Raw genomic sequence first — 21,318 nt, 5'->3', positions numbered from 1 at the left:
CATGAACAACGCCCCCTCCTTTGCCAATTACCTATTGATCGACGGCGCGTTAAGGCCTGGCGCACTGGCCAGCCTTTATCAGCGTCATGAAATGTTTGAAATCGACCCGCTGTATTTGGGGACTCGCTGGAAAGACCTTTACGACCTCGGGCCGATTCTGGTCAAGCCTATGTCGGGCAGTACGCTTCTGTCGGATTGGCTCGTTGATGAGGCGCTATGGGCAGACTCCACGCTGATTTTTAGCGAGGCTTCGATTCAGGAAGTCGCCACTCACCTTCGTCGGCTCATCAGCCCGCTCGACTGTAACGGTGGGAGCGGTTTACTGCGCTTCGCCGATCCGCTGGTGGCGCACTTTTGGCTGTCGAGTTTTTCTGGATCGGAAAACCTGCATCTGGGACCCATCCAGCATTGGTGGGTAGCCACGCCAAAGCAGACTTGGGCGCCACGTTCGCAGTTGTCGTGGCAGACATTCAGTGGACGCCATACCGGATTGCCTTGGGACAACCACTGCGCACTCTTGGGCCCCGACCAAATTCTCGCGCTTGAGCGAACCCAACAATGGCGGTTTCTTGGGCGTGTCCACGCCTGGATCAGTGAGCGAACCCCTTCGTTCTTTCTCGACATGAGTAGCCAGCAGATCACTGACTGGTTGGACTCAAGCCTGGCAGCAGGCCTGGAGTGGGGACTTGTCAGCGAGCGAGGGCTGGTTATCTGGATCGAGGCCTGCGCCGACGATGGTCAGGACTTCGCCACTCGCCCACATGACCATTACCAAAGCTGGCTGACCCTCGATCCGGCACACGCCCGCCTGTCTCCCGAAGCACGAATCAAAGCTTTCGACGCGCACCGCTATGCGCAAAAGGATAACGCTCATGGCTGATAAAAACGGCAACCCTCAGCAGTGTCGCAACGCTCAGTTCTCCGATAAGCCCATGGCTAATCCGGGAGTCTGCCCGTTCAAAGGTCCGGACATCGCCATTGTGCCCATGCGCTATGCGTTGGATCGCTCCCGCTATGACGTCGATCCGAGTCAGCTCACGCCACTGAGTGCAGAAGGCAAATGGAAATGCCCTCCCAAACTGCAAAGCCGCGGCTACACCTTGCGACAGCTGCGCGATGGTTTTGTGTACGTCTACGACGAGACGGATGAAGTGCTGCACGAGTACCGCTTTCAGGCGCATGACGCGAGTCTCACGCGGATTGTCTGGGACGACGCTGCATCGCTACCGGACATCCGCTCTGCTGAGGGTGAAAGCCGAACGCATCTGTTGTATCCCCGCACTCACAAGTTGCGCATGGCCTTTTCGCCGTATCAATGGACCTGGCGCATGTGCCAGTTGATGAGTGCCAGCGGCGTGAAGCGTGCCTCATGGCTGCGGGAGCTGGACTTACGCGACTACAGCAGACAGATGAGCGCATGGCATACGCTGCCTTTGACCCGCCTGAGCAAAGGGGTAGTGGCAGACGTAGATCCCCATCCCGTCAAACACGACGGGCGCTTTGCTGATTCCGCCCATCCCCCTAAGGCGGACGACGAGGGCAAATATCCCTTTGTCGCTCTCGCCGCCGATGTTGTCTGGACCGGCAGCGTCGATGACAAATTCAGCGCCGTGCTGATTGCGCTGGACGATCCGTTGGCGATGCTCGAAGACCTGGGCATGCAGCTCGCGACTGATCAAGCCGCGCTTCATGCGTTTCGGCTGGAGCATGAGCACGCGCTGAATATCGCGGGCGTTGTGGAGAAGCTATGCGGTGCCGCGGGAGACAAGTCGCTACTGCCTGCTGCGGTACTCAAGGACGAAGCGAAGACCCGGCAGTACCTCCAGGATATCGAGTCGTATTTCGAGCAGCTTCAGGTGGAGGATGACCTCAAGCAAAGTGCTGATGGTCAGGTTTTGGGGCTCATTGAGTTGCCATCTGCCGCGTTGGGCGATGAGCTCAAGGCTAATTACGGCAGTTTGCCGAATCCCGACCTGCGCAAAAGCTGGCAGGACCGCAGCAAGTGGCGACGTGAGGTCGACTTGCAAGCGGCGCGGGAATACTCCGACACCCAGAACGCGCAACTGAAGATCTTTCGTGCTCACGTCACTGAAACCCAGAATGACATCAAGGCATTAGTTGGCTATGTCGGCACCGATCCGATTCGGCTGTTCATCGACACCACTCATTCGACCTCGCTGTTGTGTTTGCTGGAAGTGGTTTCCGACCTGCTTTGCAACCTGAGTCAGGACCTCACTTTCTCTCGCTGGCTGCAAGCGGAGGAAGAGAGCAGCAAAACCCTGTTCGGCCATGCTCGTTTCGGCTTCTCCCATGTAATCAAAGATGCCATGACCAATGAAGCCAATCGCGTGATGCAGGGCATTTCCGATGTCACGGCATTGGTAGGCCGGGCAGGAGAACTGAACGGATTCCTCACCCACGATGCCTTGGCAGAAAAACCGTGGATCAAGGCGCTGAGCGAACCGGCGCAAATGACCCTGAATGCCTTGGTTGATCTGGCAAAAGGTGCAGGCAAGGCGACCCTGGAAAACATCCAGCTGGCGTTCTTTCCGGTCGACAGTCGTTTGGCCGGCGGTGCCATCAATCAAAACGCTGCCTTGATGCTGCGCAATCTGCTCATGGGGCATGTACTGCTCAACCACCCCGAGAAACTGCAAATCGACGAGGCTTTCACCAAACAACACGCCGCCTGGAAGGCTGAACTCGACAAGGGGCGTGATCTTTACAAAACCGCTCAATACCGCTGGCTCTACCAAGCCAAACAATACGACCGCCGTGCTCTTGCTTCGATCATGCAAGACATCCAGCACCGGTTGACACAGCACAGGCTCAACGAGCCGCTCCTGTTTGACTATCGCAGCAAGCGCTACGGTCAGGTCATGCAGACCAAGATCTCGAATTTCTTCGCCAAACACGGCCAGCTCACCCAGGAATGGAGCAAACAGGCCAAAGCCTGGAGCGCCGAATACGGCCTTAACGCTGGCGCTATCACCTGGGGTATTGCAGCCATCAACCTGCTTAACACCTTCGTTACCTACGAGACGGCCAGCCGGGATGGTGAGTTGAATAAGAAGGATTGGGCGAAGGTAGCGTCAGCTGCGGCCTATACCGGGAATGCGTTGATGGCGGTGTTTGTGGAGACTGGGTGGGGGGCGATTAAAAACCTGAGTGTCATAGAGGGCGAAACGGCTATCGGTATTCTGGAGCGTTCGGCATGGTATTGGGATAAAGGTCCATCCGCGACTGCCTCCTGGGGAAAAGCAATCCGTGGGTTTGGAGCAAAGCTGGTCGGGCTGGGAGCTTTGGCTGTGGTGGCTGCGTCGCTGGAGTGGTGGGACATTAGGGATGATATGGGTAGTACGGAAGCCGCCTTGGATTACGAAGTCACTAAGGTCAAAGGCGCTGCTGTATTAGGATTTCTGACGATAAGTAGTGCTCAATTGTTGGCTGGCATCTTCGCTATGGCTGGCTACGGATCGTTAGCAGGCTGGGTTATGCATCCATGGTTCCTGGCTGGGATTGTGGTGGTTGGTATGGTTTACCTATTGGCAACACTTGCACTTAACTATCTGAAACGTGATGAAGTCGGACGCTGGCTTCACAAATGCCGATGGACCCGCTATCCGGAGGAGTATTTCAAAAGCGAAGATGAGGAAAATCAGACGTTTCTCGAAATCCAGTTAGCACCTGCGATTTTCGTAAAGCCTACATTCGAAATCAAACAACAGTATTCCTCTAGTGTTGGGTATCTTGCGCGAGAAACCCAAAACGGTGCTTGGGTACAGTTACTGTTGCCCGAAATTGTCAGAGGTCAGATTATTCAGGTGAACCTCGTCGCTAGCGGCCGCGCTTTCTCGGTGTTACCTATCGCCAAAGTGGGCGGAAGCTTAAAGGAGCAATTAATAGGTTACGGAACGCCTGAGTCAATCGAGCAGTGGAGTAAGGTGTCCAGCTCACCAACGCAAATCCGCTACAACGACCCAGCTGAAAAAGAATTGCCACCTGTGGACGAGGGTATTATTTGGGAAGCCTGGGTTACATTGGGTGAGAATGCTCAATACGTCGAGCTGCAAATTTGGTACTCCACGGAAACTCTCGCGGCACGTGAGGGGGACAAAGGTTATCGCTATCAGATTGAGCTGGCTCCCGAGGGGGAGTCTGACAATAGTGATAGTCGAGTCATAGGTTCAGCCAAAAAACGTCTGGAGGTTGAATGCCTGGGAGGACGAGATGAAGCTACATTGTTGCCTGTGCCGCTTTAGGAAGATCCTATCCAGATAATCCTAGGATTACTAGCGGTTATGCTGAGGTGCGATACTTAAAGGGGTATTAACGTGGGTGGGACGTACGAGGTGTTAAATGCTCAGGGAATTACGAAGCGTTGTTGTGTCGACTGAATTTCAGCTTGACACCAACCTGATGAGCTGGGAAATAAAAGCTTTGCCATATCCGACGATTTATGTCGAATTTGGTCTGGCTTTTCTTATGTTTTTTTTTGGATGTTTTTATTTTTATGGATGGTCTCACGAGGATGAGAACACCAAAAATCTAATTCTAGCTTCAGGTCCGGTACCCATGATTATGTTATTTATTTTCTGGATAGGTATCGTGCGCCAAAAAACGTGCTACCACTATCGCTTTACTGAGAAGGGTGGAGAGGTAGATTACTGGCTGCACTTTCCAAAATGGGCGCCTTGGGTTTTTAAAGGGGTTTCCATATCGGCTTTCATTGTTGTAACGACCATATTCGCGATATTTCCGATCTCATTACTCTCACTGGTTGGCCCGGCAGGCGGTATGTTGATTGCTGCCCGTTTACTATTTAGCTGGAAAAATGAAATCAAGCATCGGAAATTCGAATGGAACCGCTTTCATTACGTAGTCATTGATCGCAAGAGGAAGAAAATCGTTTTTGAGGGATTCCCATTTTTCTTTGAGGTTTTTCTCATGGAAGATCAGATGGAGTGTTTTCTAGAGGTTATGCGGCCACGTATGCCTTTAGATACTACGTATGTCGAAGGAACCTGGAAGCGCTAGGTGCTTTGGAGTGCACTAAGCCGGTGTGGTCTCTGGGTATCATTCATATACGCACGTTATCCCCCTCCGCAAGCAAGGTGATGAGCTCTGTTTACATAGAGTGGTGAAGTAAAATGAGTACAAAAGATAATGCACAAGTACGTGAAGCTTCCATTGGCGCAGATGTATCTCTGGAGAAGGAAGCGAGCTCTATCTTTATAAGCTGGGAGATAAAGGCTCATGCGCATCCGACAATGTTTATGGATGTTGGAATGGCTGTCCTTGGAGCATTTCCGTTCATTTTTTGTATCTACGGCGTTTTTTTTCATGAGAACGAAAATACAAGGCACTCATTTATAAATTCAGGTGCGTTTGGCATGGCGCTGGTTTTTTTCATATGGATTGTAATCGTTCGACAAAAGACCTTCTATTCCTACCGTATTTCTGAGAAGGGTGGAGAAGTCGACTATTGGCTGTACTTTCCAAAGTGCGCCGGTTGGATATTCAAAGGCATCGCGGTTTTTGTATTGGTCACCGTGCTGGCCATAATCTCAATCATGCCAATGATGATTTTTGCTTTGGTCGGCGTCGGCGCTATTACCATCCCGGCTGCGCTGAAGTTGCTGGCCTGGGAGAATGAGATTGATAGCGGCAGTTTTGAGTGGGGTAGAGTGCAGTTGATAGTGGCGGATCGAAAGAGAAGTCTCGTGGTCCTTCAACGAAGATACGATCCCGATATTCCGTTTGAAAAAAACTACATGTATTTCGAGGTTTTTTTGCCCAAGCAGCGGTTTGATGAGTTTATTAGAGCTTGCAAGCATTATGCCCCTTCCACGGTGGATTTTGAAGAGGGGGATGCTGGGTATTAGTATTTTGGTCCGCATATTTTGGGGGGCAATGGAAGGGGAGGTATGGTCGTAAGTTGCTAGTTTAAGTATCGATTTTGGATAGCTATATGTCGAAGTTGAAAAAAAGGGTTAAGAGCAAGCCTTGTGTTCGCAAAGCTCCTCTGGTCTGGAAGGTAAGAGCGCACGCACGACCTACTCTGCCTGCGGATATCGGAATGGGTGTGCTGTTTGTGATTCCGATAATCTTATTTGCTTATGGGTGGCAAGGGGATGTTAGTGATGAAGCGAAAGAGACCCTTATTAGTGGTGGTATAATCTCCGTTTTTATCTACTCATATCTCTGGTCCTTTGGTGTTAGGCAAAAGACAGTATTTGAATATCGTGTAAATGAGTTAGGGGGAAGTATGGCCTGCCAGCTATATTATCCAAAATACGCGGGACGCTTTTTCAAAGGCCTCGCCATCTTCGCCTTCATAGCCATCCTCTCCATTATCTCAATAGACCCAAGCCTGATTTGGATCGCTGCGGGGCCGGCGGGTATTTCCATCGCTGCGGCAGTTAAGCTTCTCAACTGGGAAAACCCCGTCGAGCATCACGCCACTGACTGGGCGCGCTATGACCTCGTCTTCATCGATCGCAGGCGAAAAATGGTCGTGCCCAGCTTTCATGCCGATCCCTTGGCAGGCTTCGAAGTCCACCTCGAAAAGGCCAGAATCGATGACTTCGTTGCCTTCCTGAAGACGGTGATTCCACATGCTGAATTCCGCGAAGCCGAGTGGAAGTGGTAACCCCTCAGCCACCTCGAATTCCCCAACCCGACAAGCGGTCCCACCACGGAACGATTCCCGTGAACCGGGCGTCATAACCTCCCTTGAGCCAGCCTCCATCGGCCTCGCGATTAGCCGTCGCGGGGCTTCCATGTTTTAATTGAACGCTCGTTCAACTAAAACCGGTGGTTCGCTGCCCGCTCATAACAGGAGGCTTACCCTTGCTTAATCCGTTTGTTGCTGTCTTTGCCTACGACCTTGAGGTGCATGGCTCATGAGTGCACCTGCTAGCCAATCCAGCGGTATGGTTCGCATGAATCCGCCGGTGTTTTATTTCGCGGCGACGGTTATTTTGCTGTTCGGTGTGTTGGTTATTTCCTTCCCTGAGACCGCTGGCCAGTGGTTGCTGGCGGCGCAGAACTGGGCGGCCAATACGGTCGGCTGGTATTACATGCTGGCGATGACGATCTATCTGGTCTTCGTGGTGGTCACCGCCTTGTCTGGTTACGGCAAGATCAAGCTCGGTGCCGACCACGACGAACCCGAATTCAGTTATCTGTCCTGGGCGGGCATGCTGTTCGCTGCCGGGATCAGCATCACGCTGTTCTTCTTCTGCGTCTCTGAACCGCTGACTCACATGCTGCAGCCGCCGCAAGGCGAGGGTGGCACGACTGAGGCGGCGCGTCAGGCGATGCAGTTGCTGTTTCTGCACTGGGGCCTGCATGGCTGGGGTGTGTTTGCGTTTGTCGGCATGGCGCTGGCGTATTTTGCGTATCGCCACAACCTGCCGTTGGCGCTGCGCTCCGCGCTGTACCCGCTGATCGGTAAGCGCATCAACGGCCCTATCGGTTATGCGGTGGATGGCTTCGGCATCATCGCGACTATTTTTGGTCTCGGTGCTGATATGGGCTTTGGGGTCTTGCACCTCAATTCCGGGCTGGATTATCTGTTTGATATTCCCCATACCCAATGGATTCAGGTCGGGCTGATCACGCTGATGATGGGCGCCGCGATCCTGGTGGCGATAGCCGGTGTCGACAAGGGCGTGCGCGTCATGTCCGACATCAACATGCTGCTGGCCTGTGCGCTGCTGCTGTTTGTGTTGTTTGCCGGCCCGACGCAGCATTTGCTTAACACGCTGGTGCAGAATATCGGTGATTACCTCGGGGCGATTACCACCAAGAGTTTTGATGTGTATGCCTACGACAAACCGAGCGAATGGCTGGGTGGTTGGACGGTGTTTTACTGGGCCTGGTGGATTGCCTGGTCGCCGTTTGTAGGTCTGTTCATTGCGCGTATTTCCCGTGGTCGGACCATTCGTGAGTTCGTGTTCGGTGTACTGCTGATTCCGCTGGGCTTTACGTTGGCGTGGATGTCGATTTTCGGTAACAGCGCCATCGATCAGGTGCTCAATCACGGCATGGTCGCGCTGGGCCAGTCGGCCATTGATGATCCGTCGCGCACGCTTTATTTGCTGTTGGAAACCTATCCATGGAGCAAAACCGTTATTGCGGTGACGGTGTTCATCAGCTTTGTCTTCTTCGTCACCTCGGCAGACTCGGGCACAGTGGTGCTTTCGACGCTGTCGGCCAAAGGCGGTAACGCTGATGAAGACGGTCCGAAGTGGCTCCGTGTGTTCTGGGGTGTGGCGACTGCGCTGGTGACCAGTGGCTTGCTGTTCTCTGGCAGCATCGATGCGTTGAAATCAGCGGTGGTGCTGACGTCGTTGCCGTTCTCGCTGATTCTGCTGTTGATGATGTGGGGGCTGCACAAGGCGTTCTTCATGGAGTCTCAGCGTCAGATCGCCCAGCTGTATTCGTTGGCTCCGGTGTCAGGGGCGCGACGTGGCGGTTGGCGTCAGCGTTTGAGCCAGGCCGTGCATTATCCGTCGCGAGACGAGGTGTACCGCTTCCTCGACCAAACCGTGCGCCCGGCTATCGAAGACGTGACTGCCGTGTTTGCCGAGAAAGGCCTGAACGTTGTCACTCAGCCGGACCCGGCCAACGACAGCGTCAGCCTGGAAATCGGCCATGGCGAAGAGCGGCCGTTCATTTATCAGGTGATGATGAAGGGCTTCTTCACGCCGTCGTTTGCGCGCGGCGGGATGGGCTCCAAGCAGTTGAACAATCGTCGCTATTACCGCGCCGAAGTGCATCTGAGCGAGGGCAGTCAGGATTATGACCTGGTGGGCTACACCAAAGAGCAGGTCATCAACGACATCCTCGACCAGTACGAACGCCATATGCAGTTCCTGCATTTGGTGCGGTAGGCCGGTTAACCATCTAACCTCGGTCCCACAGAGTTGCGTAGATTCTGTGGGAGCCGAGCTTGCTCGCGATAAGTCTGGACGCGGTTGCCAGTCAAATCGCGTCATCGTTCAGCGCTGGCAAGCACTGCCTACAGGCTGGCTTCGTTTGTGAAGGCGGTGTTTCAGTCAATATACGGCTGCGGATGTACCTGCCCCTTCGCGAATGAATTCGCTCCCACGGATTTGTGTGCGGCTTCAGGTTCATGATGAGCCTGTGGGACCGAATTCATTCTGCAGGCCAACATAGAGTCTCCTTCAGGGCTTAGAGTTGGCAGCTCGGTTCACATCGATCTACGCCAACCCGCCGTTGGCGCGCAGGATCTGCCCGTTGACCCAGCCTGATTCCGGCCCGGCCAGAAAGGACACGACATTGGCGATGTCTTCAGGCTGACCCAGGCGTTGCAGCGGCGGCATGTTTGCGAAGTTCTTGATTTGCTCTTCGGTTTTGCCATTCAGGAACAGCTCGGTAGCGACGGGGCCGGGTGCTACTGCGTTGACGGTGATGTTGCGTCCGCGCAGTTCTTTGGCGAACACATGGGTGAACGATTCAACCGCGGCTTTGGTTGCGTTGTAGATCGCGTAGCCAGGAATGTTCAGCGCCAGCGCCGAGCTGGAGAAGTTGATGATCCGCCCGCCGTCGTTCATTCGAGCACTGGCTTCACGCAATGTGTTGAAGGTGCCGCGGGTGTTGATGGCGAAGGTCTGTTCGAAGAGTTCGTCGCTGGTATCCGCAATGGGCATGGTTTTCATGATCCCGGCGTTGTTGACCAGCACGTCGATCTTGCCCAGTTTTTGCTCGGTCAGATCAAACATGGCGCGGACTTCGTTAGTGTCGGCCACGTTGGCTTTGACCGCGATGGCCTGACCGCCATCGGCGAGCAACTCTGCCACCAGTGAGTCAGCTTCGCGGGCGCTGTTGGCGTAGTTGACGACCACTGCAAAACCATCGGCTGACAAGCGTTTGGCGATCTCTGCACCGATGCCGCGAGACGCTCCAGTGACAATGGCGACTTTGCGAGGATTGTTCTGATTCATGGTCCACCTCCATTTTGAATGTGCCGATACTTTTACATGCTGTACGCAGTTATAAACAGGCATGGATTGGCATTGATGTTGGGTAAACCTGAGCAAACACAGGACCTGTAGCTGCCGAAGGCTGCGATCGCGGCGTGTCAGGATAAATGCTTCGCAGCCTTCGGCAGCTCTCGTCAAACAAGATATAAATCAATGAGTAGATGCGGTTTTTTGTGGGAGCGGTGCTTGCCCGCGATAAGAACACCGCAATTCCCATTTAAATCGCGTCGCCCTTATCGCGGGCAAGCACCGCTCCCACATTGATATCTGTTTGCTGCGTGACAGCACGGTGTCAGTGACACCGGGGCGGCTCAGAGAGTGCATTTCAATCCAGTTGTTTTGCATTTTTGATGAGAGATTAGCTTGCTCGTGAAGCGTTGTAGCAGGCAATCCGGTTATTACGGTGAGATCGCAATCGCGAGCAAGCTCACTCCTACAGGTGCCCATGCTTGATGCGAGACAGCGCGGTGTCTGCATCCAGCAGCGTGCAAAAGCAAAAAAGCCCAGAGCTGCATACGCAACCCTGGGCTTTTGGGTGAGGGCTTTAATCAGCCTTCATCACCCTCGTCATCGTCACCACCATCGATCTTCATGCCCAGCTCCTTGATCTTGCGAGTCAAGGTGTTGCGGCCCCAGCCCAGCAGCACGGCGGCGTCGCGACGACGGCCAGCGGTATGCTTGAGGGCAGTTTCGATCATGATGCGCTCGAAGGTCGGCACGGCGCTGTCCAGCAGGCTGGATTGGCCGCGGGCCAACGCCTGATCGGCCCATTGACGCAATGCCTGTTCCCAGTTGGTCACCGGCGCTGCGTCTTGCGGCAGGCTCAGCAGCTCGGGTGGCAGGTCGCTGATGTGCACTTCACGGCCCGAGGCCATGACGGTGATCCAGCGGCAGGTGTTTTCCAGCTGACGCACGTTACCTGGCCAAGGCAGGTGTTTGAGGTATTCCTCGGTTTCCGCCTTGAGCAGTTTCGGTTCGACCGCCAGTTCCTGTGCCGCGCGGCTGAGGAAGTGTTTGGCCAGGGTCGGAATGTCTTCACGACGATCTGACATGCGCGGGATGTGGATACGGATCACGTTCAGACGGTGAAACAAGTCTTCCCGGAATTTGCCAGCCTGCACCAGTGTTTCCAGATTCTGGTGAGTCGCCGCGATGATACGTACGTCGACTTTGACCGGCGTGTGGCCGCCCACGCGATAGAACTCGCCGTCAGCCAGAACCCGTAGCAAACGGGTTTGAGTGTCAGCAGGCATGTCGCCGATTTCATCGAGGAACAGGGTGCCGCCATCCGCCTGTTCGAAACGGCCGCGACGCAGGTTTGCTGCGCCGGTAAACGCGCCTTTTTCATGGCCGAACAGTTCTGATTCCATCAAGTCTTTTGGAATCGCAGCCATGTTCAGCGCAATGAACGGCGAGGCCGAGCGTGGGCTGTGGCGATGCAAGGCGTGGGCAACCAGTTCTTTACCGGTCCCTGACTCGCCGTTGATCAACACGGTGATGTTGGAGTGGCTCAGACGGCCGATGGCCCGAAACACTTCCTGCATCGCTGGCGCTTCGCCAATGATTTCAGGGGTGCGTGTCAGTGTCGGCGCAACGTCCATCCCTTGCTGTTCCTGGGCATGCAGGTTGGCACGCTTGACCAGAGAAACGGCTTCATCGACGTCGAATGGTTTTGGCAGGTACTCGAACGCGCCGCCTTGATAAGAGGCAACAGCGCTGTCGAGGTCTGAATGGGCGGTCATGATGATGACCGGCAGGCGTGGGTGTTGCTCGCGAATGCGCGCCAACAGGTCCAGGCCACTGGCACCCGGCATGCGGATGTCGGAGATGATCACATCCGGTTGTTGACGAGCCAGACGACTCATCACGCCGTCGGCGCTGTCGAAGCTTTGTGTGGTCATGCCTTCTTGCTGCAAGGCTTTTTCCAGAACCCAACGAATGGAACGATCGTCATCTACGATCCAGACAGTTTCACTACGGCTCATGTCGAAGCTGCTCCTTGTTCCAGCGGCAGGAAGATCGAGAAGGTGGTGTGGCCAGGATGGCTGTCACACTCGATCAGCCCCTGGTGCTGACTAATGATGTTCTGCGTTATCGCAAGACCGAGCCCAGTGCCGTCAGGGCGGCCACTGACCATCGGGTAGAAAATGGTTTCCTGAAGCTCCGCGGGAATTCCAGGACCGTTGTCGATGATTTCGATTTTGCTGACCAGCCGGTGACGCACATGGCCAATGGTGAACTGACGCATCGCACGAGTACGCAGGCTGATCCGGCCCAGACGCAGCTCGTTCTGGCTACTGATGGCCTGCATCGCGTTTCGCACGATATTGAGCACGGCCTGAATCATCTGTTCGCGGTCGATCAATACGTCGGGAATACTTGGATCATAGTCGCGCACCAGCGTGATGCACCCTTGGCTTTCTGCTTCGACCAGGCTGCAGACGCGTTCGAGCACTTCGTGCACGTTGGTCATGGCCAGCGAAGGCAACTTGTTCGATCCGAGCATGCGATCCACCAGGTTTCTCAGGCGGTCGGCTTCCTCGATGATGACGTTGGTGTAGTCCTTCAAACTCTCTTCAGGCAGCTCCCGGGCCAGTAATTGCGCTGCGCCACGAATACCGCCGAGTGGATTCTTGATTTCGTGAGCCAGGCCACGCACCAGCATTTTGGTGGTTTCCTGCTTGGACAGTTGCGCTTCTTCTTTGGTGATGCGCAACAGACGGTCACGCGGATGGACCTCCAGCAGCAACAAGGTCTCGCCCTGGCTGAGGATGGGCGTTACCGCGTAATCAACTGTCAGTGTCTGGCCGGTAAGGGCGGTGAGCATGGCTTCGCGTTTGGTGAACGGGTGCGCTTGTTCCACCGCCTGGCGCAGGGAGCTCAGGGCTTCTGCAGATTCAGTGAACAGCTCGCTGATGAATTGCCCATGGCTGCGCTGACCGCTGATGGCCAGCAGCATCTCCGCTGCCGGGTTCATGTACTCAAGGCGCAGGTCGGCATTGAGCAGAATGGTGGCAGTGGTCAGGTTGTCGAGTAACAAACGGTGCAGCGCGTCGCTGATAGTCATTAAAGTCGTTGACCTCTTTTGGCTCATTGCGATTCCAGGCGAGCCTCGGGTCGCAGGCGCTGGTTGGTCTTCTCCAGCGTGGGTAACGCCACTGATACATTTGTATCCAGTGCAGATAAAGGTGCTGTTATAGCCAAGTTGCAAAAACCAAACCAAGGCTCCGAAAAGAAGCGTTTAATCTGCAAAATCGGGCTTTTTTTGGACAGTGCGTTTGAATGGTTCATTGGTGCGGACCATTTTCGAACCAAAATGGGGTGGTGGGTCCACTGGCTTGCAATATCCTGCACCAATTTAGGGCTTTGGTGTTTGGGGAGGGGATCTGAATCAAAAGAAAGGCAGGATGCTGCTCTCTTCTTCTGGTTTGTCCTTTATAGGGCACTCAGGCCGGATGCCGTATTCGGCGGTTTTGCAGGGATTGGCGAGACGCTTTTGCGCCAGTGAAATACGCAGCATGTGGAAGGGCTGATTCGGCGTTTTTTCCAGCACGCGTCCTGTCTCATCGAGAATCTCCACCGCGAGCTGGTGAGTACCTCGATCTACATTCTTCAACGGGAAGACAGGGCTTCGTCCGGCTTGGGCGTAAGGCTGACCATCAACCAGGAGCCGATAGCTATGACCCGGCTGCAAGGCGGGGTCGCTGGTGACGGTGACAATGAGTTCGCCCTGGGCGCTGCGCACCGTTGCGTCCGGTTCTGGCACCAGAATCCGTAGCAGGTCGTAACGAAACATCGCTTTGGGTTTTGCCTTGGGCGGCGCGCTTTGCTGGACGGTGCGTTTGGGGGGCGATCCGGTGGTGTTATTGCTGGGCAGGATCTCCACACGTTTGGCGTTCTTGTGAGGCTGATCGGTGAAGACCCGGTTACCTTGTGCGTCCGTATAGGTATACACCTCCGCAAGCGCTGATGTGGGCAGGGTAATCAGCAGCCAGGCGAGCATGCTGATACTCAGCCGGGATTCAAGGTTTGCCGACATGAACGCGCTGCACCGTCAGAGTGATGGTTGGGCTTTGCTGGATGATGCGGCCGTTATCCAGCACAGCCACTGCAAAGCTGTGCTCTCCACGATCAATATTGACGACCTGCAGGCGCGGCACGTTGCCCGGTTGGCCATAGAGGTCGCCGTCGACCACCAGTTGCAGCAAATGCCCCTGCATCAATCTTGGTTTGATCGATACGCCAACGGTGAAGGTGCCGTTGTTGGCGCGTAACGCCTCGTCGGTCGGAAGATCGGCCAGTTCCAGCGTTTCGTAGCCCGCTTGCGCCTGAGCCTGGGGCGGCGGATTTTGCGGTGGTGTCGCCGGGGTCGCCATTTTCTGGGTATCAACGCTATTGAGCGGCGGCAGTTCGACAACCTTGGCCTTCACACCATCAGGCGGTTGATTGCTGAACGCGGCGTTGCCGTTGGCGTCGGTGTATTTGTAGATCTGCGCCGCTGCGGGCAAAGCGATAAACAGCAGCAGACAGATGAGGCTTCGGCGCATGCAGGCTCCGTGGCGTTGATGCGGTTGGCGGTGTACTGGGCGCAGCATAGAACATAAATCAGCTTAAGCGGCTCGTGATCATTTACGGATAACGCACAACTCGCCGACGGCGCGAGTCAGTGCAAGATCATGAATCGGATCTTTGGCTTGCAGTCGGGACTGTTGAATCAGCCAATTTGGGCATTGTGGGTCCTGACGGTATGTCGCGAAGGCTGAGTATTCGCTCAGTAATCGCGTCTGTAGCTGATCCAGTTGTGGGCGAATCTGCCCGACCAGATCCGGCCGTGGAGTGTCTGGCGCCTTACCGGCTTCGTGCCATTTCGCGAGAAGTGCGTACTGCACCAGCTTGTTCGCTTCGATCTGCGCAGCGAGGAATTGGCTGACGTCCTGTGGATCCAGATTGTAGGTCGGTGCGAGCTTTGCGGCAGCGGCGATGACTTGGGCTTCACGCGGGCTGTCCTGAATCGGTTTTCCGCTGTCCCATTTGGTCAGCGCGACCTGGTCTGCGATGGCAAGGCGCTCGCTGATCGTCGCCATCAGAGGTGCCAGCGGCGCAGGGGCGGGTGAAGTCGTGGGTGTGACTGCGCAGGCGGCCAGGCTGGTGAAGGTGGCGCAGAGGAAAAGCAGGCGTGGTTTATTGGTCATCTCTCTTTTTCTCTTCTGAGTCGGGATGTAATTTGATAATGAATCTGTAGGAACGCACGAGCACCGCGAGGCCGCGATGGTGGCGTATCAGACAGACCGCCATCGCGGCCTCGCGGTGCTCGTGCGCTCCTACAAGCGGCGGTGTTCGCGATACGACAGCATGCGCTTGCTGGTAGCGCGTGGGGCAACAAATAGATATCGCATGTTAAATACCGCCCATAAAAAAGGCCTCCCGAAGGAGGCCTCTTTTGTGCGTCGCAATTACTGACGCGACTGGATCAGCAGCTGTAGTACAGCTCGTATTCCAGTGGGTGTACGAAGGTACGTACTTTGATTTCTTCTTCGCTTTTCAGGGCGATGTAAGCGTCGATGAAGTCGTCGCTGAAAACGCCGCCTTTGGTCAGGAACGCACGACCTTTGTCCAGCTCTTCCAGGGCTTCTTTCAGGCTGCCGCAAACTTGTGGGATCTCTTTGGCCTCTTCAGGCGGCAGGTCATACAGGTTTTTGTCAGCTGCGTCGCCAGGGTGGATCTTGTTCTGGATGCCGTCCAGGCCAGCCATCAGCAGTGCTGCGAAGGCCAGGTATGGGTTGGCAGATGGATCCGGGAAGCGAGCTTCGATACGGCGGCCTTTAGGGCTGCTGACGTAAGGAATACGGATCGAAGCGGAACGGTTGCGAGCCGAGTAGGCCAGCATGACCGGAGCTTCGAAGCCTGGAACCAGACGCTTGTAGGAGTTGGTAGCCGGGTTGGTGAAGCCGTTCAGTGCCTTACCGTGCTTGATGATGCCGCCGATGAAGTACAGAGCGGTGTCGGACAGGCCGGCATAGCCTTCGCCTGCGAAGGTGTTCTTGCCATCTTTGGAGATGGACATGTGAACGTGCATACCCGAACCGTTATCGCCGTACAGAGGCTTAGGCATGAAGGTAGCGGTGCGGCCGTAAGCGTCAGCAACGTTGTGAACAACGTATTTCAGGGTCTGAACTTCGTCAGCCTTTTTAACCAGCGTGTTGAATTTCACGCCGATTTCGTTCTGACCAGCAGTCGCCACTTCGTGGTGGTGAACTTCTACGGTCTGGCCCATTTCTTCCAGAGCGTTGCACATTGCGGTGCGGATTTCGTGGTCATGGTCGAATGGTGGAACCGGGAAGTAACCGCCTTTGATGCCTGGACGGTGGCCCTTGTTACCGCCTTCGATGTCGGCGTCGGACATCCACGAACCTTGCTCAGAGTAGATCTTGAACATGGAGCCGGAGATATCGGATTTGAACTTCACTTCGTCGAAGATGAAGAATTCTGGCTCTGGACCGGCGAATACAGTGTCACCAATACCGGTCGATTTCAGGTATTCCTCGGCGCGGTGAGCGATAGCGCGTGGGTCGCGGTCGTAACCTTGCATGGTCGAAGGTTCGATGATGTCGCAAACCAGGATCAGGGTTGGGTCTTCGGTGAACGGATCGAGAACGGCAGTTTCGTCGTCCGGCAGCAGGATCATGTCGGAGGCTTCGATGCCTTTCCAGCCAGAGATGGAGGAGCCGTCGAACATCTTGCCGACTTCGAAGAAGTCGTCTTCCAGCGCATCACGAGCCGGCATGGTCACGTGGTGCTGTGTACCTTTAGTGTCCGTGAAGCGCAGATCAATCCACTTAACGTCATGATCTTTGATGAGTTGAACCGACTTCGACATGGTGTCCTCCGGGTGGCTTCGGGCCTATTTAATGGTTTGGGCCCTTAGAATTTGGGTGATGCCGGCGCAAATACTCTGCCAAGGCAACCTGCCTCACAAGGGAGCAAATTGCATGCCAGTGCCCCGAGATGGGTTTTATGCCCGAAACGCTAGCAATTCAGGGATAAAAATCGTCGATTTGAAAATTTAACGCACCACAATGAGGCTGCATATTGTCCGGCAGGTCTTTTTTGGTGCGTCGATGATCGGTTGCACGATAACTGGTTAAACCTTGAGCAATTTCCGCTATAATCCCGCCCCCTCTTTTTCGGCTGGCACCTCGCGCGCTGTTTTCATGAAACTAATCGTAAAAGTCTTCCCCGAAATCATCATCAAAAGCCCGCCGGTGCGTAAGCAATTCATCCGCCAGCTGGCCAAGAACATCCGTACCGTGCTCCGTGATCTGGACCCGGTACTGGTGGTGGATGGCTCGTGGGACAACCTCGAGGTTCAGACGAAACTGACCGACCCCAAGGTCCTGCAGGACATGACCGACCGCCTGAGCTGCATGCCGGGCATCGCCAATTTCCTTCAGGTGGCCGAATACCCGCTGGGCGACATGGACGACATCGTTGCCAAGTGCAAGCTGCACTACGCCGATCTGCTGCCGGGCAAGATGTTTTCGGTGCGCTGCAAGCGAGCGGGCAAGCATGCATTCAGCTCCATGGATGTCGAAAAATACGTCGGTAGCCAGTTGCGCAAGCAGTGCGGTGCTGCCGGTATCGAGCTGAAAAAGCCGGAAATCGTGGTGCGAATGGAAATTCGCGACAAACGGTTGTTTGTCATCCACAGCCAGCACAATGGTGTCGGCGGATACCCGTTAGGCGCCCTTGAACAAACCCTCGTGTTGATGTCCGGTGGTTTCGATTCGACCGTGGCGGCCTATCAGGTCATGCGTCGCGGGCTGATGGCGCATTTCTGCTTCTTCAATCTGGGCGGTCGCGCCCATGAACTGGGCGTGATGGAAGTCGCGCATTTCATCTGGAAGAAGTACGGCAGCTCCCAGCGCGTGCTGTTTATCAGCGTGCCTTTCGAGGAAGTTCTCGGAGAAATCCTGCAGAAAGTCGATAACAGTCATATGGGTGTAGTTTTGAAGCGTATGATGTTACGCGCTGCATCCTCTATCGCTGACCGTCTTGATATCGATGTGCTGGTTACCGGCGAAGCGATTTCACAGGTTGCCAGCCAGACGTTGCCGAACCTGTCGTTGATTGACGCCGCGACTGACAAGCTGGTTTTGCGTCCGTTGATCACCAGCCACAAGCAGGACATCGTCGATCAGGCGGTTGAAATCGGTACTGCCGATTTCGCCAGGCATATGCCTGAGTATTGCGGGGTGATTTCGATCAACCCCAAGACCAACGCCAAGCGCAACCGCGTTGAGTACGAAGAGCAACAGTTCGACATGGCGGTTCTCGAGCGAGCGCTGGAGAACGCCAAACTGGTTTCGATCGATCGTGTGATTGACGATCTGAGCCAGAGTGTCGAGATAGAAGAAGTCAGTCAGGCACTGGCAGGGCAGGTCATCGTTGACATCCGTCACCCGGATGCTCAGGAAGATCAGCCGCTGGTATTGCCTGGTATTGAAGTACAGGCGCTGCCGTTCTATGCACTGAACAGCCGCTTCAAGGAACTGGATAACACGCGCCAGTACCTGTTGTATTGCGACAAAGGCGTCATGAGTCGCCTGCATGCTCACCATTTGCTCAGTGAGGGGTATGCCAATGTGCGCGTTTATAGACCGAGCTAAGTGCCCGGGGCTGTTTGCCTGTGGCTTGCGTCACCGGCCCCCCGACGCCAGTCGTCTAGCCGTAACGGCTTTGGCCGACTCTGACGTTATAAATAGCTGTTTAGCAGTATTCAGCTAACCGAATCCTCTGATCGAGATACACAAGTGATCGAAAATCTACGCAACATCGCCATCATTGCTCACGTTGACCATGGTAAAACCACCCTGGTAGACAAACTCTTGCGCCAATCCGGCACTCTGGAGCGTAACGAGCTCAACGACGAGCGCGTGATGGACTCCAACGACCAGGAGAAAGAGCGCGGTATTACCATTCTGGCGAAAAACACCGCCATCAACTGGAACGGCTACCACATCAACATCGTGGACACCCCGGGCCACGCCGACTTCGGTGGTGAAGTTGAGCGCGTAATGTCGATGGTTGACTCCGTGCTGCTGCTGGTTGACGCTCAAGACGGCCCTATGCCGCAAACCCGTTTCGTGACCAAGAAGGCTTTCGAAGCCGGCCTGCGTCCAATCGTGGTCATCAACAAGGTTGACCGTCCAGGCGCGCGTCCGGACTGGGTTCTGGATCAGATCTTCGACCTGTTCGACAACCTGGGTGCTACCGAAGAACAGCTGGACTTCAAAGTCGTCTACGCCTCGGCCCTGAACGGTATTGCCGGTCTGGACCACGCTGAAATGGCTGAAGACATGACCCCGCTGTACCAGTCGATCGTCGACAACGTACCAGCGCCGTCTGTTGACCGTGACGGTCCTTTCCAGATGCAGATCTCCGCTCTGGACTACAACAGCTTCCTGGGTGTTATCGGCGTTGGCCGTATCGCTCGTGGTCGCGTCAAGCCGAACACCCCGGTTGTAGCGATCAGCGCCGACGGCAAACGCCGTAACGGTCGTATCCTGAAGCTGATGGGTCACCACGGTCTGCACCGCATCGACGTTGAAGAAGCCGCCGCTGGCGACATCGTCTGCATCAGCGGTATGGATTCGCTGTTCATCTCCGACACCCTGTGCGATCCACTGAACGTGGAAGCAATGGTGCCGTTGACCGTTGACGAACCTACCGTTTCGATGACCTTCCAGGTAAACGACTCGCCGTTCTGCGGTAAAGAAGGCAAGTTCGTGACGTCCCGTAACATCAAGGAACGTCTGGACAAGGAGCTGCTGTACAACGTTGCTCTGCGCGTTGAAGAAGGCGACACCGCTGACAAGTTCAAGGTCTCGGGCCGTGGTGAGCTGCACTTGTCGGTACTGATCGAAACCATGCGTCGCGAAGGCTTCGAAATGGGTGTCGGTCGTCCAGAAGTGATCATCCGTGTTGTTGACGGCGTGAAGCAGGAACCGTTTGAAAACGTCACCATCGACCTGCCAGAAGAATCCCAGGGTTCCATCATGGAGCAAATGGGTCTGCGTAAAGGCGATCTGACCAACATGGTTCCGGATGGCAAGGGCCGTGTGCGCCTTGAGTACAACATCCCTGCTCGTGGCCTGATCGGTTTCCGTAACGAGTTCCTGACCCTCACCTCCGGTGCAGGCATCCTGACCTCGATCTTCGACCGTTACGACACCATGAAGTCGGGCGATGTGTCTGGCCGTCAGAACGGCGTTCTGGTTTCGGTTGAAACCGGCAAGGCTCTGACCTACTCGCTGGAAACCCTGCAGGCTCGTGGCAAGCTGTTCGTTGAACACGGTCAAGAGATCTACTGCGGTCAGATCGTTGGCTTGAACAGCCGCGACAACGACCTGGGTATCAACCCAACCAAAGGCAAGAAGCTCGACAACATGCGTGCTTCGGGTAAAGACGAGACTATCGCTCTGGTTCCGCCGGTCAAGTTCACCCTTGAACAGGCTCTGGAATTCATCCAGGACGACGAGCTGTGCGAAGTGACTCCTAAGTCCATCCGTCTTCGTAAGAAGATCCTGGACGAAAGCGAGCGTACCCGCGCTGCCAAGAAAGCCAAGAACTGATTAGTTTTTAATCAGGCTAAAAAAAACGCCCCCGACCGCAAGGTCGGGGGCGTTTTTGTTTGTGTGGTGCGAGGGAGTAGCGTTTGTCTTGGTAGGAGCCAACTTGTTGGCGAGGCTTCGGTCCTGCTTGATCAGAAATATTGCCTCGCGAACAAGTTCGCTCCTACCGGGATCCGGGTATAGATCCCTTTAAAACTTCGGAAACGGCGTGCTGGTGTTGTTCTTCAGCGTGCCGCTCGCCTGACGAACCACATCTTTAGGCTTGTAAGCACAGTAGCCGGGACGCGGGCCGACCTTGGGGTGGTTGCGGCAGGTATCCGGGCGTTTGTCGTAGATGGTGCACAGGCGGCTCTTGCGATCCAGATACAGGCAGTCGTTGTTGCTCATGCGCTGCAAGGTGAAGATTTCTGATTTCTGGTTGTAGCGCTCGACAATCCCTTCCTTCTGCAAACGCTTGGCGATGTTCTTCGCAGGTTCGCCGCGCTCGAAGTCATCGACGATGCCGATGCGGATCAAGTCCTTGATCTTCACTTCAACAGGCAGCGTGCAGCAGCTGGAAATACAGCCTCCGCACATATGGCTGGAGTATTTGGCCCAGGTATCGATACGGTCGATTTCTGCGGCGGCGATCAAGGTCGGTTTCATGAGCAATACGGTTCCGGGTGTATCGGGCG

The 21,318-nt window shown here is 55.1% G+C and carries 17 protein-coding genes; 8 read left to right on the top strand and 9 right to left on the bottom strand.

The window, feature by feature from the left end; all coding sequences use genetic code 11:
- The first annotated feature begins 1 nt into the window (after window position 1).
- The 6 genes from AO242_RS13975 to betT all read left to right on the top strand — a co-directional run bounded on the left by AO242_RS13975 (window position 2) and on the right by betT (window position 8,900).
- Entirely contained in the window at window positions 2-880 is an 879-nt protein-coding gene (locus AO242_RS13975; RefSeq protein ID WP_099269175.1) for a DUF4123 domain-containing protein, read from the top strand.
- Window positions 852-4,262 (top strand): toxin VasX, encoded by a 3,411-nt coding sequence (locus AO242_RS13970; protein WP_306475054.1) that lies wholly within the window; start codon window positions 852-854, stop codon window positions 4,260-4,262. Before AO242_RS13975 ends, AO242_RS13970 begins: the two co-directional genes overlap by 29 nt.
- 97 nt (window positions 4,263-4,359) lie before the next feature.
- Complete coding sequence (locus tag AO242_RS13965) at window positions 4,360-5,037, top strand: hypothetical protein (RefSeq protein ID WP_099269173.1); 678 nt, start codon at window positions 4,360-4,362, stop codon at window positions 5,035-5,037.
- 113 nt (window positions 5,038-5,150) lie between these two features.
- Entirely contained in the window at window positions 5,151-5,885 is a 735-nt protein-coding gene (locus AO242_RS13960) for a hypothetical protein (RefSeq protein WP_099269172.1), read from the top strand.
- An 86-nt stretch (window positions 5,886-5,971) separates the two neighbouring features.
- Entirely contained in the window at window positions 5,972-6,652 is a 681-nt protein-coding gene (locus tag AO242_RS13955) for a hypothetical protein (RefSeq protein WP_099269171.1), read from the top strand.
- A gap of 292 nt (window positions 6,653-6,944) precedes the next feature.
- A complete protein-coding gene (gene betT, locus AO242_RS13950; RefSeq protein WP_206197242.1) occupies window positions 6,945-8,900 on the top strand; it encodes a choline BCCT transporter BetT in 1,956 nt (651 codons plus the stop codon).
- A gap of 330 nt (window positions 8,901-9,230) precedes the next feature.
- Here the strand turns inward: betT and AO242_RS13945 are convergent, their stop codons facing one another.
- The 8 genes from AO242_RS13945 to glnA all read right to left on the bottom strand — a co-directional run bounded on the left by AO242_RS13945 (window position 9,231) and on the right by glnA (window position 16,890).
- A complete protein-coding gene (locus tag AO242_RS13945) occupies window positions 9,231-9,974 on the bottom strand; it encodes an SDR family oxidoreductase (protein ID WP_099269169.1) in 744 nt (247 codons plus the stop codon).
- 587 nt (window positions 9,975-10,561) lie between these two features.
- Complete coding sequence (ntrC, locus tag AO242_RS13940; RefSeq protein ID WP_027902131.1) at window positions 10,562-11,998, bottom strand: nitrogen regulation protein NR(I); 1,437 nt, start codon at window positions 11,996-11,998, stop codon at window positions 10,562-10,564.
- A complete protein-coding gene (gene glnL / locus AO242_RS13935; protein ID WP_027902132.1) occupies window positions 11,995-13,080 on the bottom strand; it encodes a nitrogen regulation protein NR(II) in 1,086 nt (361 codons plus the stop codon). Before glnL ends, ntrC begins: the two co-directional genes overlap by 4 nt.
- A gap of 23 nt (window positions 13,081-13,103) precedes the next feature.
- Window positions 13,104-13,304, bottom strand: coding sequence for a hypothetical protein (locus AO242_RS29425; protein ID WP_161628614.1), 201 nt, complete (start codon window positions 13,302-13,304; stop codon window positions 13,104-13,106).
- A gap of 100 nt (window positions 13,305-13,404) precedes the next feature.
- Window positions 13,405-14,052: a DUF4124 domain-containing protein gene (locus AO242_RS13930; RefSeq protein WP_257153436.1), complete on the bottom strand. Its 648-nt coding sequence runs from the start codon at window positions 14,050-14,052 to the stop codon at window positions 13,405-13,407.
- Window positions 14,036-14,560, bottom strand: a complete 525-nt coding sequence (locus tag AO242_RS13925) for a DUF4124 domain-containing protein (RefSeq protein ID WP_099269168.1) — start codon at window positions 14,558-14,560, stop codon at window positions 14,036-14,038. Before AO242_RS13925 ends, AO242_RS13930 begins: the two co-directional genes overlap by 17 nt.
- 78 nt (window positions 14,561-14,638) lie before the next feature.
- On the bottom strand, window positions 14,639-15,205 hold the full coding sequence (locus AO242_RS13920) for a chorismate mutase (RefSeq protein WP_099269167.1): 567 nt from the start codon (window positions 15,203-15,205) through the stop codon (window positions 14,639-14,641).
- 278 nt (window positions 15,206-15,483) lie between these two features.
- Window positions 15,484-16,890, bottom strand: a complete 1,407-nt coding sequence (glnA, locus tag AO242_RS13915) for a glutamate--ammonia ligase (protein ID WP_095100975.1) — start codon at window positions 16,888-16,890, stop codon at window positions 15,484-15,486.
- 334 nt (window positions 16,891-17,224) lie between these two features.
- On the opposite strand from glnA, the gene thiI reads away from it, so the two are divergent.
- A complete protein-coding gene (gene thiI, locus AO242_RS13905; RefSeq protein WP_027902137.1) occupies window positions 17,225-18,679 on the top strand; it encodes a tRNA uracil 4-sulfurtransferase ThiI in 1,455 nt (484 codons plus the stop codon).
- Between the two features lie 144 nt (window positions 18,680-18,823).
- Window positions 18,824-20,644, top strand: a complete 1,821-nt coding sequence (typA, locus tag AO242_RS13900) for a translational GTPase TypA (RefSeq protein WP_095100978.1) — start codon at window positions 18,824-18,826, stop codon at window positions 20,642-20,644.
- A 189-nt stretch (window positions 20,645-20,833) separates the two neighbouring features.
- On the opposite strand, the gene AO242_RS13895 is transcribed toward typA, so the two are convergent.
- Entirely contained in the window at window positions 20,834-21,289 is a 456-nt protein-coding gene (locus tag AO242_RS13895; protein WP_027899672.1) for a YkgJ family cysteine cluster protein, read from the bottom strand.
- Window positions 21,290-21,318: the final 29 nt, after the last annotated feature.

Source organism: Pseudomonas sp. ICMP 561 (assembly GCF_002699985.1).
Taxonomy (GTDB): domain Bacteria; phylum Pseudomonadota; class Gammaproteobacteria; order Pseudomonadales; family Pseudomonadaceae; genus Aquipseudomonas; species Aquipseudomonas quasicaspiana.
Note: the sequence above shows the minus strand (reverse complement) of the source record. Positions and strands in the feature narration are given on the sequence as shown.

What these genes read in the sequence shown, in the direction of transcription:
- ntrC (WP_027902131.1), bottom strand. Translation starts at nt 11,998, where the DNA reads ATGAGCCGTAGTGAAACTGTCTGGATCGTAGATGACGATCGTTCCATT.
- glnL (WP_027902132.1), bottom strand. Translation starts at nt 13,080, where the DNA reads ATGACTATCAGCGACGCGCTGCACCGTTTGTTACTCGACAACCTGACC.
- AO242_RS13920 (WP_099269167.1), bottom strand. Translation starts at nt 15,205, where the DNA reads ATGACCAATAAACCACGCCTGCTTTTCCTCTGCGCCACCTTCACCAGC.
- AO242_RS13965 (WP_099269173.1), top strand. Translation starts at nt 4,360, where the DNA reads ATGCTCAGGGAATTACGAAGCGTTGTTGTGTCGACTGAATTTCAGCTT.
- glnA (WP_095100975.1), bottom strand. Translation starts at nt 16,890, where the DNA reads ATGTCGAAGTCGGTTCAACTCATCAAAGATCATGACGTTAAGTGGATT.
- AO242_RS13930 (WP_257153436.1), bottom strand. Translation starts at nt 14,052, where the DNA reads ATGTCGGCAAACCTTGAATCCCGGCTGAGTATCAGCATGCTCGCCTGG.
- thiI (WP_027902137.1), top strand. Translation starts at nt 17,225, where the DNA reads ATGAAACTAATCGTAAAAGTCTTCCCCGAAATCATCATCAAAAGCCCG.
- AO242_RS13955 (WP_099269171.1), top strand. Translation starts at nt 5,972, where the DNA reads ATGTCGAAGTTGAAAAAAAGGGTTAAGAGCAAGCCTTGTGTTCGCAAA.
- AO242_RS13895 (WP_027899672.1), bottom strand. Translation starts at nt 21,289, where the DNA reads ATGAAACCGACCTTGATCGCCGCCGCAGAAATCGACCGTATCGATACC.
- AO242_RS13960 (WP_099269172.1), top strand. Translation starts at nt 5,151, where the DNA reads ATGAGTACAAAAGATAATGCACAAGTACGTGAAGCTTCCATTGGCGCA.
- AO242_RS13925 (WP_099269168.1), bottom strand. Translation starts at nt 14,560, where the DNA reads ATGCGCCGAAGCCTCATCTGTCTGCTGCTGTTTATCGCTTTGCCCGCA.
- betT (WP_206197242.1), top strand. Translation starts at nt 6,945, where the DNA reads ATGAATCCGCCGGTGTTTTATTTCGCGGCGACGGTTATTTTGCTGTTC.
- AO242_RS29425 (WP_161628614.1), bottom strand. Translation starts at nt 13,304, where the DNA reads ATGAACCATTCAAACGCACTGTCCAAAAAAAGCCCGATTTTGCAGATT.
- AO242_RS13970 (WP_306475054.1), top strand. Translation starts at nt 852, where the DNA reads ATGCGCAAAAGGATAACGCTCATGGCTGATAAAAACGGCAACCCTCAG.
- AO242_RS13945 (WP_099269169.1), bottom strand. Translation starts at nt 9,974, where the DNA reads ATGAATCAGAACAATCCTCGCAAAGTCGCCATTGTCACTGGAGCGTCT.
- AO242_RS13975 (WP_099269175.1), top strand. Translation starts at nt 2, where the DNA reads ATGAACAACGCCCCCTCCTTTGCCAATTACCTATTGATCGACGGCGCG.